Genomic DNA, 13,332 nt, shown 5'->3' with positions numbered 1-13,332 from the left:
ATATCAACGTGTAGTGAATGGCGCACAATTCACGAGAAATGACAATAGTTTTTTGGAAATTTGCTGAAAAAATTTAAAATCCCTCTCTGAAAATGGGAGGAAACGAAAAAAGTAACAAGTACAAAAAGAGCGGAGATTCGGGTTTTATGGAGTTTCCGAGACCGTTCTGAAATAGATAAGGAGGAAAAAAACATGGGTAAGTACAAAGGGCTGTTCTGGCCGGCAATCTTAGGCGTCAAGCATATGCCGAAGGTAAAGGAATCGGAGTTTTACAATGTCGCGGGAGGGTTCCGCAGGGCTACGATCAATGACAAGATTGCGTTCTTCCTGCAGCATCCCGTATGGGAGGGCAGGCCGGAGCTTTTTATGAAGACCGGGTCGCCAAAGGAAATATATGCCATGTCAGGCATGAGCGTCCATGGTTTGTGCAATCTTATCGGGCAGCCCGCACAGGCGCAGAGCATCGTGGATGGTTTCAACTATGTCGTGGAGCAGAAAGGGCTGAAAAAGGTGCATTTCATCAGCGGGCTTTATGCGGAGGATGAGGTAAGGCGTGATCCCGACAAGGGAAAGGTACAGGGGATCCTGTTCCAGGGGGAGCCAGGGAAGCCCGTGGCTGTGCTGATTGCGGGCGGCGGGTTTGACGGCGTAGCCTCTTATTTGGAGAGCATCCCGGCAGCCATGGAGCTGCACAGGAGGGGATACAGTGCGTTTGTGCTGGTCTACCGTGTGAATGTGGAGCTGCATGAAACCGAACCGCAGGCCAAGGGCGGGGAGGCATCCAAGGATGTGCTGCCGGCGGTAAGGTATCTGATAGGGCATCAGGCAGAGTACGGCTATACGATGGACGGCTTTGGTATGTTCGGGTTCTCCGCTGGAGGCCTGATGACGACAGCCTACGCATTTTCTGATTATAAGGACTGCTGCCATAAACATAATCTGCCAAGGCCCGCCGCCATCTTCCCCATCTATGGCCTGCACTGGGAGCTTAAGGTTCACGAGGAGGACAAGGGGCTTGCTATATTTTCCAGGGTCGGGCGGGATGACCCTACCGGTTTTGCGGCCGTGGAGAAGATCATCCCGGACATCAGGAAAGCGCTGGGGCAGGAAAATGTCGATATCGTCATGTATGATAAGCTGGGTCATGGCTTTGGCCTGGGGATAGATACTGCGGCAGAGGGCTGGCTGCGGGATGCAGTCGCATTCTGGGAGGAGCATCGGAAATGTTGATTTGCTCTTCACGGATTTCAACTGTTGTTTGTGCCGCGGTGCGGCATGTCCGAAAGCGTGGGAGAACAGGAGAAATGACAGTATGGGACAGGTAAAAAACAATGATTCTTTTTTGGGCAAGGCTGAAAAATTAAAGCCTGTGCTGAAGCACAGGATGCTCCGGCCGGTGGGCGTTGTGTCCTTTGAGCGGAAAAAGGCGGACAGCGGGGCGGATTTCTGGAATACGGTGGGAATTGAGCGGTTGGGGATCCTCTCCGTTATGTTATCGGACGAGCCTCTCGCATATCGTGGGATTGTCATCCCACTTTTAGGCTCATATTGGGGCGGGTCCCAAGGCCTTTCATCCACTTATGAGCAAGCTCATGTGGATTTAGACCTTTTGACCTTGGCATCATGACATTACCTGATTTGGGGCTCCCTTTGCGCCATGCCTGCAGTCAGTCCGGAAAGAAAAAGTGGCAATGCCTGTTTCAGACTGTTTTCCACTGCATCTACAATCTGTTTCACAAAAAGTTCTTCCCGTTCTCTTGTTTCCAGATAAGGATCAGCCCGTGTGCGGTAGTAGCGGTCAAAATAATCTACCAGTGCAAGAGAGATTACCTGACTGTAAGATTTAAAATCCTGCCTGTCCATTGTCTGTAAATATTCCCAGGCTCTCCGCTGCTGTTCTTTGTCCAGATTAAAACGCAGGTTTGTGTTGCGGATATTGTTCTGCATGGTTTATCCCCTCCTTTTCAGGCTCATATAAGCAAGAGATTCGTAACCTTTAGCGGTGGCGCAGATGTCATCAATGATGGTGACTCGTGATTTGTCATACGTTCCGAAGTTACGGAACAGGCATCCACCGCCGCCAACCACATACAGGCGCATCAGGTCAGGATTGTATTCATATTTGCGGAGCGTGGAAAAAAGTTCTGCCACATACTGTCTGGCAATAGAACTGATACAATCCAGATATGGTGCTGAAATGTCAGCTGTTCCAAACCGCAGAATCTGTTCTACTGTGGATTCTTCAATTTTCACTCCGAATTTGTCCAGAACAGCGTTCTTTGCAGCAATCATGCATTGGTTTACACCAAGTTTTTCTGTCCAGCATCGGCTCTCCTGCGCTTTCTTATTGTTGATATACAGAATGTTCATGGTTCCGTTTCCGATATCTGCAAGGAGATTGGTTCCCTTGAAATCTCCAAGTTGGTTTACGATAGCCGGATACCCCTGTGGGTAAAGGCTGCATCCCACAAAGTGGAGATGATACTCTTTGCTGTTAAAAAGGTAACGGACTTCTGGATTCTGGAGCAGATAGGAACGAAAAGCTTCTCTTTGAGTTCAGATCCATGTCAGAGGGAGTCCGGCAGCCAGATGAACATCTGCTTCACGGATGGAAAAGACATTCAGTTCCCTTGCAATAGCCATTAGCGTCAGAAGATAATATTCTTCGTCCATAGCTTTATCCGGGATAAATTCTTTGTGTCCTTCGCCAATCCGGTAGTAAATGCCGTTATATTCCAGAATATTCCCGGTGAAGATTGGTTCGGTTTCATAGGCTTTGATGCCGGTTGGTGTGACGATGTTTGCTGTTTTCATATTGCCGTAGCCATGATCTACAGCAATGATTTTTGTGTTTCTGAGTTCTCGCATAAAAAATACCTCCGTTTTCGTATTGATTGATTCAGCAGGTCGTACCGGTGTGGTACTGCTCTGCTGTGAGATAAGCATACGAAGATCGGAGGAAAAAGGCATTGAGGGGAAATTGAGCAGGAATTGAGAAAAAAGATATATTGTGCTTACGTTCTTCATGTACTCTTGTTGTGATTTCATTGTTTTTTATCGTATAATATGGATACTGGAGGTGGTTTGGATGAAATACAAGATTTTAGTTGTCGATGATGATAAAGAATTGGTGAAAATGCTTTGTAGTTATTTTAATATGAAACAATATGAAACCATTACGGCTACAGATGGAATGGAAGCATTAAATAAAATAAAAATGAAACCGGATATTATTTTGTTGGATATCAATATGCCACGCATGGATGGGATTGAAGTATGTCGTCTGATACGCAGTAAAGTGTTATGTCCAATTTTATTTCTAACAGCAAGAGTTGACGAAGATGATAAAATTAATGGGTTGCTTTCAGGTGGGGATGATTATATTACGAAACCATTTAGTCTTCGGGAGTTGGAAGCGAGGATTGTTACAAACATAAAGAGAGAAGAAAGGCATCAACAAAAAACGGAATACCGTTTCATGGATGAAATGCTGATTGATTATTCTGAAAAAATAGTAGCTATAGCTGGACACAGGATGGAGTTCACAAAAATTGAATATCAGATTATTGAATTCTTATCCATGCATCCAGGGCAGGTGTTTGATAAAGAACGTATATATGCACAAGTCTGTGGATATGATGCGGAAGGGGACAGTAGAACGATAACGGAATTAGTACGGCGTATAAGGAAAAAAATAGCGGATTATTCAGAAAAAGAATACATAGAAACTGTATGGGGGATTGGATACCGATGGAAAAAATAAGAAACTTGTCACTGAAAAAAACAATTCTGCTTTATTTTGTGATCAGCTTAACGGCAGCATTTCTGTTATCTGGATTTACAGTTCATTTTGCAAGAAATATGCAGAATAAAATATGGGAAAAATATATTGATTATGCAGATTATACGGACGTGTTTCAGCAATATGGAAAGAAATACGAGATTGAGATATCAAGACCTAATCAATCACAGATGAATCGTTTGGACCATCATCTTTCGGAAATGTGTGACTTTATGGAAACATATTCGGTACTGATTTTTTCGATTGTTGGGAGTGTTGTTGCGGTATTCTTTTTTTATAAAAATAAGTTAAAGACACCTCTACAGGAACTAAAAGATGCCTCACAAATGATTGCAGATAATGAACTGGATTTTCATGTGTCCTATGAAAATAAAGATGAGATGGGAACTTTGTGTAAAGAATTTGAAATGATGCGAAGTGATTTATCAGATAACAACAGAAAGATGTGGCGAATGATTGATGACGAGAAGGCTTTGCGGAATGCAATTGCACATGATATACGTTCTCCACTTTCCATATTGCGTGGGTATCAGGAAATGCTCTTAGAGTTTGTTTCTGCTGAGAGTATAAAAACAGAGGATGTTATTGATATCTTACAAACAGGCATGTATCAGATTGACCGTATAGAGCATTTCACGGAAAACATGAGAAAAATGTCCCATTTAGAACAGAGGGAACTGCAATGCTCAGAGATAGAATTATCGGAACTGGCAAAAAAGATTGAGGCAGAAGCTGCCATGCTGTCCAAGAAGGAAAGTAAATTATGTAAGGTAGAAAGAGTGCAGGAACAAAACATTGTGAAAGTGGATGAGGAACTTGTCATGGAAGTGACAGACAACTTACTGGAAAATGCGGTTCGATATGCACAAAAAAGTATTGCTTTGCAGATAAAGAAAAAGGATGGTTTTCTTATAATTTCTGTTGAAGATGATGGAATAGGATTTGTGGATACTGAGGAAAAAGTAACAGAACCATTTTATCATAAGAATCCACAAGATGATTTAAAGCATTTTGGCCTTGGTATGTATATTTCTCGTATTTTCTGTGAAAAGCATGGAGGAAATTTGAAAATATATAATGCCAGACAAGGCGGTGCTCATGTAGAAGCTCTTTTCAAAGCTGAATAAAAATACTTTATAAGGCTGAAATCACAAATAAAGTGGTTTTAGTCTTTTTTGTTGTGAATTTATTGAGAATTGATTTGTATGATGTTGTTAAAGAAATAAAGAAAGGAAGAGATACAATGAAAACAATCATAAAAAGAAGTATACTTGATTATTTAAAGAACCCTGTTTTGTGGATTGGCTTGATTATTATAGTTGCCAGTATGTATCAATGTCTGTCACCGTATTTGCAAATTCATTATATCAAACAGAATGAACAGGTCACACAAAATGATGTAGAATTGGAAGATGCCGATGTCATGGATGGGTACATTCCCACATCTGATGATAAAGAAAGAAGAAGGGAGTGGGAAGATACGATCAAAGAGACGTTAATGGACACCTCCCAAAATGGTTTTGGATTTAGCAGGCAGGAAGCGGATCATGTAATGAAAGAAATTCAGAATATGGATGTAAAGACTGCTTCTGAGTTTTTGGAATCCCAATATGGCTATTATAATGCAATATATGCTTATGAGGACCTTGAAATTCATAAGGGGACAGCAGAAGAAATCAATCATTATATCGAGCGGAAATTATCCGAACATTCTTTTTCCTGGTACTTTGCCAAAAAGTTCACGGATTTTGCAGGATTGCATATGGCCTTTTTTGCAACAGTCTTGCTATCATTTTTATTTATTCAGGATACACGAAAAAGTACCTATGAATTATTACATACAAAGCCTGTTACGGCAATCCAATATATATGTGGGAAAGTAATAAGCGGATTCATTAGTATGCTGGGAGTATTAGTGATTTTGAATGTTATATTCTTTATGCTGTGTTTGAAAACGTCTTTAGAATCGGGATTTCCGGTAACACCAATTGATTTTTGCGTGAATTCTCTGATCTATATTGTGCCGAATCTTTTGATGATATGTTGTGTCTATACAATTACAGCATTAATATTTAAAAATCCGCTTCCGGCAGCACCAGTTTTGTTTTTACACATTATATATTCAAATATGCTGACCGAGAAGAATGATATTTATTATATGAGACCGTTCTCTATTATGGTGCGATTTCCTGGCAGGTTTTTTGAAACACATGCAGCCAAAATGTCAAATATAAATCAGATTATGCTTGTGATCGCATCTGTTATATTAGTATGTATTTCTGTTACAATCTGGAAAAGGAGGAGGGTTCATTGAAAACGGAACTCAAAAACTGCCTGTCGTTATATAAGATTTTTTATTCATGTGCCTTTATACTGATATTGTGTGTTATTCATCCGATTATATACTATGAAGAAATCGGTTCAGCAATTCAGTCTCCAATAGCATTTTTAACAATTATTTTTTGTAGTGACACATATTTGATGGAAGTAAAAAGTAAGCGTGCCGATGTATTTCATTTGTATGACCCAAAAAAGCAGTTAAAAGTAATATTGCAGAGAGTGAGCGTTCAAATATTATATTTATTAATACTTTCTTGTGTTGGATATGTTTTGTTTTTCTGGCAAAAACCGGGCAGTGTAAACGAAGGCATTTCGGGTATTCAGATATTTCTTTTATATTTCATTGCAATGTTTGGAACTATCTGGTTTTGGAGTATATGCTCTGTGATTTTGTGTACATTGCTTCGAAATATGTGGGCAGGTATTGGATGTTTATTTGGAATTGTCATTGGACTTATATCAAAAGCGGGAAGTTCATTTTTCGGAAATCTGGGATTGTTTTCTTTCAGCTTTTGTGAACCTACTCAATTAATGTCCGAGAGTTGGATTTATGGAACGCTTGTGTCTTTTATAGCGGGGCTGTTTTTATTTGCAGTATTACCAATTACTTTAAAGAAAAGAGGATAGATTATGAGTATTAGAATAAATGATTTAACAGTTAGATTTAAAAATGGTGTAGTTGCAGTAAATAAGGCATCTCTTGAAATACCTAAGGGAATTTACGGACTTTTGGGTGAGAATGGTGCTGGAAAAACCACTTTGATGAGGGTTCTTACAACTGTTTTAAAACAAACGGAAGGAATGGTTTCCCTTGATGGAATTCTGTATAACGAGGGAAATTATGAGAAAATACAGAAAAAGATTGGTTATCTTCCACAGGAAATCGACTTATATCCGAATCTTACGGTGAAAGAATGTCTTGTATATATGGGGGGACTGTCAGGAGTATCCAGAAATGACCTCGAACAAAGAATTACCTATTATCTGGAAAAGACTTCTCTTACAGAGCATCAGAATAAAAAAATGCGGCAATTATCTGGTGGTATGAAGAGACGTGTCGGACTCATACAGGCACTTCTTAATAATCCGGATTTTTTGATTATTGATGAACCTACCACTGGGTTAGATCCGGAAGAAAGGATTAGGATCCGCAATCTTCTGGTTGATTTTTCAAAGGATAGAACTGTGCTGTTTTCCACTCATGTAGTAGAAGATTTAGCAGCAACCTGTACACAGCTTGCCATTATGAAAAAAGGAAGTTTTTTATATTCCGGAAGCGTGAGTGGGTTGCTGGAAAATGCAAAGGGTTGTGTTTGGAATTGTACGGTACAAAATGCAGAAGAAGCCCGTTTGTTAGAAGCCAATTATTCTATTTCATCTAAGCAGTATGTAGAAAATGGAATTCATATGAAAGTATTAAGCAAAGGAAAGCCAAATGAGAATTGCGCCCCGGATAATGATATCACTTTGGAAGATGCATATATTTATTTGACGAATAGTTGAATATAACGGCGGGCAAGTTGCCCGCCGTAAATTGTACTTATTTTGTTAAAAGACCGGATAGAGTTTTTCAAATGGAAAATCCAATCTGTGGATATAACTCCTGAATCTCCAGATATTTTGCTTCAATCATTTCAGGCTCATCAGCCCAGATCTTTTCATATATTTTGAAAGCTTTTTTAAAATGTGTTTTGGCGTGTGAAAGATTGGCGGTCATCAGATAAATGGTTGCAAGGGTTTCCTGTACTTTGGCATAATCCAGACATTCATCGGAATGGTATTCCTTGATGATGCCGGATAATTTTTGCAATTCGGAGATTCCTCTTTCGGGTTCCTGCTGTTCTGTCAGGAACATTGCATAATTGGCAATCTGAGGTATGCTGTCATTTATATGAAGCAGGTTAAATTGGTCAAGCAGTGAGATACTTTTTTCCATGTGTTCTCTTGCGAGATCGGGATGACCGTTCATGCGGTAAAGTCCACCGAGATTGGCATGAAGGTTGGAAACAAGGCGAGCATTGTCAGCAGTGATATTTTCTATCTGGGCAAGTGCATCCTTTTCCAGTTTTATTGCTTTTTCTGGCTTGATTTCAAGAGTAGCCTGAAAATCCAGTAACAATGCCCGGTCAGAATCGGTGCCAATGTCTTTAGGCTTCAAAAAATTTTTTAATTCCTGAATGATTTCTTTCATACCTTTCTGGTAATTATAATTATCCATATATGGAAAAATATTTTCCAGAAAAAGTAGATATTTTGGTATATCATCTTTTTCAATCAATTCTATGATGTTTCCTGCTGTCTGAAACAGCTTCTTGTAATAATCGACTTCGATTCCATGCATTAAACATATTTTCTGTAAAGAATCCAGTAATATGTGACAGCTACTTACAGATGGTTTTGTCTCTGAAAGGGCAATTTCCTTAATCATAGGATGCAGGGAGATTGTGTGACGTGTAGTTGTCTGCACAAAACCAGTTTCAATCAAGTCGTTAATTTCATTTAAGGTAGGCAGTTCCAGCCATTTGGCGAATATGCGGGCAGAAATACCAGTGTAAGGAAGAAAACACAAATTGCACATGATATCCTGCTGTTTTCGGGATAAAGCATATAGTGAAAATAGAGTATGGATATGACTATAATAAGTGGCTTTACTGCTTTGACCATCCTTGATTATCTTAATTTTATCTTCATTATCGAGAGATGCTCTTTCTTCCTGAAGTCTTGCTAATAACTGACCTGGAGTTGAAATTCCATTTTCCAAAAGTTTTGCAGCCAGTTCTACAGCAAAAGTATGATAGTGTACGGTCTCTATGATTTTTTCGACGGTCGAACGATACTTGTCTGCTTCTGAATAAAATGCAGATGTCAGTTGGAAAAGAATGTTTATATCCTTTATTTCTTTTAATTGAAAAGTACAGTATTCATTCAGATTACTTCTGGTCGTAAATAAAATCTGACAGCGGTATTTTAATACTACTGACAGAAAACTGTCCTGTGTAGCTGTGACATTAAAATTATCTATGATAAGCAGAGTATCGGATTTCAGGGAACGCAGAAAACGGTTATGTCTTTGAAACCGTTCCTGTTCGCTGATTTCTGGTGGATCATCAATAAAATCCATGTCAGTAATGTCCTGATGAAGATCACCTGTATATTCTACATATAGAATGTTAGTGTAATGCTCTTTGTAATGTTTTGCGTAGGCTTTGGCAAGTTCGCTTTTACCAATACCGGCAATTCCGCAAAGAAAAACATGCCGGTTTTCCTCAAGCATGGTATATAATTCTTCCAGTTCTTTATCTCTTCCGATAAAATGACGGCATGGTTTCGGAACCTCACTGTCCATAATATAATCCAGCACAATGGGTGACAGGGCACCTCCGGCAATTAATTTTTGATTTTTAGTATCACGTTTGATAAATTGTCGCTCCATGCCAAAAGAAATCAGCTTTGCAAGAAAAAGCAGACGTGAGCTGGCTGGTTTATATAAGGGAGTCAGATTTTTCTTTTTCGCATCTGAGATGCTGTCATCATGAATGAATAAAGTGTAAATATCTTGTATAGCCATATTACAGTCAGACATCAGTGGAAGAAGATTCTGGTGGATGGTATGGGCTAATTTTTCCTGATTGGATGGCTTGGAATAGTAAGCGGATATTTTAGGACTGATTTTAGCCTGACCAGTCATCCAGCGGCAAACCAGACCATTATCCATAGAAAAATCCTGATTTGCCGGATCATCCATAAAATCTTCAAATAATTCGTATAAAAAATCAGGCTGACTCATTTGATTACTTTCGCTGATATGATTTTTTAAGCAAGTGCTAATAGAAGAAAAATCGCATCGATTCAATAGAAATTCCCCTTTCGTAGTTAAGATTAAGTATATCTATCATAGTACGAACATATATTCGATTCAAGAAAATGCGGATATTTTTAAATTGATTGTGTCAATTTACAATCAATTTTTATTCAATGTGGTTTTCCGGCAGGTTCTGTAAAATAAGCTCAGATCAAAACAATAACGGGAGGAGCTTATGCAACAGAATATTGAATTTGAGCGGTGCATTGATTTTCTGGTACGGATGATTGATAAGTACGGCGCTGAAGTCCTCCGGGAGTTGGAGGAAGAAAAACAGAATAAGGAAGAAAAAGAAGCGGCAGTTTCCTGAAATACAAAATGTAAATCAGACTGTCGCTTTTTTCATGTATTTTTAAATCAAATAAATTTTAAAAGCTGATGCAGAGTGTGTGACTCATTATTCTGGGAAGCGGTAATACGAGTATCAAATGGCTTGAAATGATTCTGTGTATAAAAGCTCAGAAGAAATTCATTATCTTCGCATTCAAGAAACTCCATAACGCCGCCTACGGAATATTTGAGACTGGATATGGTTTCCAGTGCAAATCCCAGTAGAATATTTCCAGGGATTCGTTTATTCTTTGGAAGAGAATAGTTCTTTCCCAACTGGGCAATCAGGTAAGCTGCGGTAGTATAGGATTGTGTTTCTTCATCCAAAATACTGACACGGGACAGCTTTTTTGCCATTGTCTTGCTGATATTTGAAGCACGGACAGAGATTGGTTTTACTGTAAGTGAAAAATAACCAACCAGTGAAGCATCTTCAGCATCAAATACCAGATAAGTGATAGATTGATCTTTTTTGGTAAACTCAATCGCATTATGTAATAAAAAGTATTCCACATCGGGATTTTTGGGACAAGAAAAATCGGAGAGTAAGTCGTAAAGACTTTCCTCTCCGATATATGTCGGTTCGTCTTTATCCAAATATGCCCGAATATTAACGGTAAAATATTTATCAGACATGTTTTTTCTTCCTTTTTGACATTAAAGCTAAGATTTCCTGGGGGTTCGTTAACTGACGTCCGGGAAGTGTCTGCTTTGGTGTGCGGTCACGGTCAGCTTCGTCAATTGCTGCGACAAAACGCTTTACGCTATTTGGATTGGATACGACAAAATTATGAGTAATACTTGAAGTAGCCATACTAACACCTCCTCTTTTTTGGCTTTTTTGTGTATTTATAGTATATGCAATGTGTGATAAAAACACAATATCGAAAACAAAAATAATTTCTAAATAATTTTCAAGCCGGACATTTATTAGACGCTTCCGGTAAGCGAACAATATTTTCGAGCCAATCATTTATAAGTCGCCAATGGTGGGCGGGCAATATTTTGATAACAGAAATGCTCTGTATCTAACTTAATTATACGATTGGCGAAGAAATGCGTCAATACGGAGAATAAGTATTGAAAATAGTTGGAACAAGTACTAAAATAAGGTTGGGACAATAAAACAGAGTTATACTGCGAGGAAGATTATGAAGAATAAAAAGATTAAATGCGATATATATACCAGAGTATCCACAACCATGCAGGTAGATGGCTACAGTCTGGATGCTCAGAAAGAAAAACTCAAGAGATATGCGGAATTTCAGAATATGGAAATCGTAAATGAGTATTCCGATGAAGGTAAGTCTGGAAAAAGCGTAGAGGGCAGACCGGAATTTCAGAGAATGTTGGATAATATTGAGAATGGCACAGATGAGGTGCAGTTTGTACTGGTGTTCAAGCTTTCCAGATTTGGTCGTAATGCGGCAGATGTTTTAAATTCTTTGCAGCGGATGCAGGATTTTGGAGTGAATCTGATCTGTGTTGAAGATGGAATTGACAGCTCAAAAGATAGTGGAAAGCTGATGATTTCTGTTCTGTCTGCGGTGGCAGAGATTGAACGAGAGAATATCCTTGTGCAGACAATGGAGGGACGTAAGCAGAAAGCCAGAGAAGGAAAATGGAACGGCGGGTTTGCTCCATATGGCTATGAATTGGTAAATGGAGAATTGCAGATCGCAGAAGACGAAGCAGAGATTATTCGTCTGATCTATGATAAATTTATTCATACCAATATGGGAATCTCTGCGATTGCTGCATGGCTGAACCAGCATGGATATAAAAAGAAAAAACGGCAGAATAATACACTGGACGCATTTGCCGCTTCATTTATAAAAGGTGTTCTGGATAATCCGGTATACTGTGGAAAGCTGGCTTATGGGCGAAGGAAGAACGAGAAAGTATCTGGTACAAGAAATGAATACCGTATTGTAAAGCAGGAAAATTATATGCTGCACGATGGTATCCATGAAGGGATTATTTTAGAAACAGACTGGGAGCTGGCACATCAAAAACGGGAAAAAACAGGTGTAAAATATGAAAAGACACATAGCCTCGAGCATGAGCATATTTTATCCGGAATATTGAGATGCCCGTTATGTGGAAGCGGTATGTATGGAAACGTGAATAGAAAGAAAAAGAAAGACGGAACTTTATATAAGGATTATTTCTATTATGTCTGCAAACATCGTCGCCTGGTAGACGGTCATAAATGTGGATATCGTAAACAATGGAGCGAGGAGAAGATTAATAATGCAGTGGAAGAAGTTATTCGGAAGCTGGTGAAGAATCCTAAATTCGAAGAAGCAATTCTGAATAAAATCGGTTCAAGAATAGATACAGAAGAAATAGAAAAAGAGATTGAAGGATTAGAAAAGCAGCATAAGCAGCTGACAGGAGCAAAAGCAAGACTCGGACAGCAGATGGATAGTCTGGATATCATGGATAAATTTTATGAGAAGAAATATCAGGATATGGAGACAAGGTTATACCGTTTGTATGATGAGATTGAAGGCGTGGAGAACAGTATAGAAGAAGTCAAGAACCGCCTGCTGAATATCCGGCAACAGAAAATATCAGAAGAAAACGTCTATCAATTTCTTTTATATTTTGATAAACTATATGATAAGTTCACCGACCTGGAGAAGAAAGAATTTCTTAACAGTTTTGTAGAACAGGTGGACATTTACGAGCAGGAGCAGCCAGATGGCAGATTCCTGAAGCACATAAAGTTCCGCTTCCCGGTGTATTTTGGAGACAGGGAAATACAGGAACTTTGTTGGGACAACGAAAGTACCGTTGAAACTGTGTGCCTCTTGAGCAACCGAAAACCAGATACCACGGTAAAACTCAGCGTGGATATGGACGATTACTACCGTATTAAAGATGGTAAAGAGCCTAAATAAAATCGAATAATACACTGAATTAAAGCAGGATAGAAGCTGTTGATGCGTTAGAAGATAACGTGTCAGCGGCTTTTTCTTTTTATCTGAAAATC

13 protein-coding genes and 1 pseudogene are annotated in these 13,332 nt (G+C 39.2%); 9 read left to right on the top strand and 5 right to left on the bottom strand.

Annotated features, from left to right (window positions below):
• The first annotated feature begins 399 nt into the window (after positions 1-399).
• Both DW642_RS03730 and DW642_RS15810 read left to right on the top strand, forming a co-directional pair.
• Positions 400-1,230: an alpha/beta hydrolase gene (locus tag DW642_RS03730; RefSeq protein WP_147326096.1), complete on the top strand. Its 831-nt coding sequence runs from the start codon at positions 400-402 to the stop codon at positions 1,228-1,230.
• Positions 1,231-1,312: 82 nt separating this feature from the next.
• Complete coding sequence (locus DW642_RS15810; RefSeq protein WP_010782299.1) at positions 1,313-1,627, top strand: hypothetical protein; 315 nt, start codon at positions 1,313-1,315, stop codon at positions 1,625-1,627.
• A gap of 2 nt (positions 1,628-1,629) precedes the next feature.
• On the opposite strand, the gene DW642_RS03725 is transcribed toward DW642_RS15810, so the two are convergent.
• Together DW642_RS03725 and DW642_RS16625 are read right to left on the bottom strand one after the other, a co-directional pair.
• Entirely contained in the window at positions 1,630-1,947 is a 318-nt protein-coding gene (locus DW642_RS03725; protein ID WP_010782300.1) for a hypothetical protein, read from the bottom strand.
• 3 nt (positions 1,948-1,950) lie between these two features.
• A pseudogene (locus DW642_RS16625) lies at positions 1,951-2,868 on the bottom strand (ParM/StbA family protein).
• Between the two features lie 220 nt (positions 2,869-3,088).
• On the opposite strand from DW642_RS16625, the gene DW642_RS03715 reads away from it, so the two are divergent.
• The 5 genes from DW642_RS03715 to DW642_RS03695 all read left to right on the top strand — a co-directional run bounded on the left by DW642_RS03715 (position 3,089) and on the right by DW642_RS03695 (position 7,645).
• A complete protein-coding gene (locus DW642_RS03715; protein ID WP_014080778.1) occupies positions 3,089-3,763 on the top strand; it encodes a response regulator transcription factor in 675 nt (224 codons plus the stop codon).
• Positions 3,751-4,929, top strand: a complete 1,179-nt coding sequence (locus DW642_RS03710; protein WP_117509307.1) for a sensor histidine kinase — start codon at positions 3,751-3,753, stop codon at positions 4,927-4,929. Before DW642_RS03715 ends, DW642_RS03710 begins: the two co-directional genes overlap by 13 nt.
• A gap of 116 nt (positions 4,930-5,045) precedes the next feature.
• Complete coding sequence (locus DW642_RS03705) at positions 5,046-6,116, top strand: ABC transporter permease subunit (RefSeq protein ID WP_117509306.1); 1,071 nt, start codon at positions 5,046-5,048, stop codon at positions 6,114-6,116.
• Positions 6,113-6,769 (top strand): transporter, encoded by a 657-nt coding sequence (locus DW642_RS03700; RefSeq protein WP_242991119.1) that lies wholly within the window; start codon positions 6,113-6,115, stop codon positions 6,767-6,769. Before DW642_RS03705 ends, DW642_RS03700 begins: the two co-directional genes overlap by 4 nt.
• A gap of 3 nt (positions 6,770-6,772) precedes the next feature.
• On the top strand, positions 6,773-7,645 hold the full coding sequence (locus tag DW642_RS03695; protein ID WP_117509305.1) for an ATP-binding cassette domain-containing protein: 873 nt from the start codon (positions 6,773-6,775) through the stop codon (positions 7,643-7,645).
• Between the two features lie 67 nt (positions 7,646-7,712).
• Here DW642_RS03695 and DW642_RS03690 read toward each other — a convergent pair whose 3' ends face one another.
• Complete coding sequence (locus DW642_RS03690) at positions 7,713-9,929, bottom strand: tetratricopeptide repeat protein (protein WP_117509304.1); 2,217 nt, start codon at positions 9,927-9,929, stop codon at positions 7,713-7,715.
• 250 nt (positions 9,930-10,179) lie between these two features.
• On the opposite strand from DW642_RS03690, the gene DW642_RS16410 reads away from it, so the two are divergent.
• Positions 10,180-10,314, top strand: a complete 135-nt coding sequence (locus DW642_RS16410) for a hypothetical protein (protein ID WP_005348500.1) — start codon at positions 10,180-10,182, stop codon at positions 10,312-10,314.
• Between the two features lie 47 nt (positions 10,315-10,361).
• Here DW642_RS16410 and DW642_RS03685 read toward each other — a convergent pair whose 3' ends face one another.
• Together DW642_RS03685 and DW642_RS16185 are read right to left on the bottom strand one after the other, a co-directional pair.
• A complete protein-coding gene (locus tag DW642_RS03685; protein WP_055195104.1) occupies positions 10,362-10,970 on the bottom strand; it encodes a hypothetical protein in 609 nt (202 codons plus the stop codon).
• Positions 10,963-11,148: a hypothetical protein gene (locus tag DW642_RS16185; protein WP_014080774.1), complete on the bottom strand. Its 186-nt coding sequence runs from the start codon at positions 11,146-11,148 to the stop codon at positions 10,963-10,965. Before DW642_RS16185 ends, DW642_RS03685 begins: the two co-directional genes overlap by 8 nt.
• A 337-nt stretch (positions 11,149-11,485) precedes the next feature.
• Between DW642_RS16185 and DW642_RS03675 the strand changes: the two genes are divergently transcribed.
• Positions 11,486-13,240, top strand: coding sequence for a recombinase family protein (locus tag DW642_RS03675; RefSeq protein ID WP_242991118.1), 1,755 nt, complete (start codon positions 11,486-11,488; stop codon positions 13,238-13,240).
• The last annotated feature ends 92 nt before the right edge of the window (positions 13,241-13,332 follow it).

The organism is Blautia sp. AM23-13AC (assembly GCF_003435675.1).
Lineage (GTDB): Bacteria > Bacillota > Clostridia > Lachnospirales > Lachnospiraceae > Fusicatenibacter > Fusicatenibacter saccharivorans.
The sequence above is the reverse complement of the archived record's forward strand: the minus strand, read 5'-3'. Positions and strand labels throughout refer to the sequence as shown.